Source organism: Microvirga tunisiensis (assembly GCF_009296175.1).
Lineage (GTDB): Bacteria > Pseudomonadota > Alphaproteobacteria > Rhizobiales > Beijerinckiaceae > Microvirga > Microvirga tunisiensis.
The window spans coordinates 1-2,078 of sequence record NZ_VOSK01000630.1; the positions used below are offsets into that span (position 1 = coordinate 1).

At 55.2% G+C, this 2,078-nt stretch carries 2 protein-coding genes and 1 pseudogene; 1 reads left to right on the top strand and 2 read right to left on the bottom strand.

Annotated elements, in window-relative coordinates; translation table 11 throughout:
• Positions 1-139: pseudogene (locus FS320_RS42220) on the top strand (IS256 family transposase); the annotation flags it as partial.
• A 391-nt stretch (positions 140-530) separates the two neighbouring features.
• On the opposite strand, the gene FS320_RS42225 reads toward FS320_RS42220, so the two are convergent.
• Both FS320_RS42225 and FS320_RS42230 read right to left on the bottom strand, forming a co-directional pair.
• A complete protein-coding gene (locus tag FS320_RS42225) occupies positions 531-971 on the bottom strand; it encodes a MucR family transcriptional regulator (RefSeq protein ID WP_152718500.1) in 441 nt (146 codons plus the stop codon).
• 616 nt (positions 972-1,587) lie between these two features.
• The gene (locus FS320_RS42230; protein ID WP_152718501.1) at positions 1,588-1,797 is read right to left on the bottom strand and encodes a hypothetical protein; all 210 of its coding nucleotides are present in this window, start codon (positions 1,795-1,797) and stop codon (positions 1,588-1,590) included.
• Between the last annotated feature and the right edge of the window lie 281 nt (positions 1,798-2,078).

Consider the following 2,078-nt stretch of genomic DNA (forward strand, 5'->3'; position numbering starts at 1 on the left):
GGTGTTCAAGCTGGTGATGGCGGCCGCAAGAAGCTGGCGGAGGTTGATGGGCGAAAACCAGTTGCCCAAGGTGATCGCCGGTGTCAGGTTTAAGGACGGCACCGAGATCATTCCGATGCCGACAAACAGCGCCGCCTGATCGGCCCCATCACCTAAATTCCGTCATAGCTCCCCTGTGGAGGTACATTGGTAGACCCAAGGACATACCTGCCTCTAAGTGGCCTTTACGTTATAAAAGCGAGGACGGGCGGACAATTATCCAGTCTATTGAGCCGGAAGACGGTAACTCTGCCTCAACACAGGTCGTAACGGCGAAGCACAGCGACCATTCATGACCAACTTGGACTGATATCCCGGGTGCACTCTATGCCCACGTGGGCAGGGCAGGCGAATGTGCGCATGTCGTGATCAGTATGGAGCTCATGATTTTCATTAATGGCAGCTCCACAGAGTTGGGCTCTGTGGAGGATTCCGTCACCTCTGCCTGAATCAGGCCTCAAGACGGGACGTGCCGGCACCAGCGGAATCAATCATCCGTCTCGGTGGCAGTGTCTCCGCCGTCTTCTTCTGCGGCAGGGAAACTGTCCGCAGCATTCGCGCAGGGTCCGCAAACGCGCTCGCTCGGCTGGCGCAGCCATCGGGTAATCCCGGGGCAGATCCCACTTTTTACGGTAGGCTTTGGGGGTAAGACCGAGACTGCTCAAATGCGAATAAAGCGTCTTGTACGGCTGGCCGTCCTCGAGCGAGATAATGGCATGATGAAGGATCGAGCGTTCGACTGGGATTGCTGGGACTTGTCTTGGGCGACTCTGTGGCTTTGGCACCGCCGCGATGATTTCGTTGAGAAAGATCTTAAGTCGATCCTCTACTCGCTCAGAGGCGTAAGGAGCGCCTTGCCTTGACAAGATCAGGGCAAGCGTCACGCTCAAGCGGACAATTTCGTCAATTGAATATGAAACGTGTTCAGTCATGATCGTTATTCGAATGGGTGAATGGAATTTAGCCCGAGCCGGTAGCGCCAATGTTCTGATCACACTGCACTGCACAAGGGCCAAGGCACATCGTTTTCTTGGCTCTTTCGTTGTTTCTAAGCCAATTGCTGCTTCTTTGGGTTCGAAACCAGCTCAAGATGCTGTTCGATAGTCAGTTTTTATTTGTCTGATTGTGATTGATCCTTTTCTCAGTTGGTGTTGATGTTCCCCACTCCAGCCGATCATCGAGCGAGGATTGAGCCGAGGACAGGCGGCAGAGTTGGACATACGCAGGTGTTGCTCGGCATCCCTACCCTTCTCCGGGATTTTCTGGTTGCCCTTCTTTGACCTTCAGCTTTGGCGATGACTGTCTCAAACCCAACCGTGGGATCGACACACCTCGCCCTTTAGTTGTCCTATGGGTGGAGGGCTGTCGTCCCAGGCTATCCACATTCATGCGTGGTGCTGTTGTTGTTAGTAATGCAGGTCCCGTCTCCTGCTCTAACCGCGCATCAGTACTGCGCCGGCAGTCTTCACTTTGAGGGGATTCAATGGTTCCAGTGATACCCCAAGAACGATTCATCTCATTGTCCGAGATCTCCGCCCCGCAGAGCTCTCAAGCGGTCTCAGGTGTCTTCCAAGGGAAGAACGAGATGTAGGCGAACGTGACGAACAGTATGGTCAGCGACTTTTGCACGGCAATGCGCATCTCCGTTGGCTCCTTGCTGCTGACGTCATAGACCAAGGCACAACTTTGGCCTGTCCAGTCAGCCCGGGTCTCGGCCCACATGAGCTCGATTTCGACATGCCCCGGCGTGTGGGTCACCAAATAGCCGCCAACCCGGTGCGAGGTTGGTAAGTTGAGGGTGAGGGTTTTCTGCTTCGCCTCCCCTTCCAGGGTGACGTCGCCGATGGCGGCAGCATGGCCCTTGACGCCAGGTCCGTGACTTCGGAAGACACCGGTGAAGGAGATGCGGGAACTAGATCCTTAGCACAGTGATTTTGACGGTTTGACACCGCCAAGCTCGTGCTGCGGACTTCGCATCTGGTACCGAGGCCCCGTCCAATGGGGATCAATCCACTTGCAGATCCCGCACCGCTTCGAAG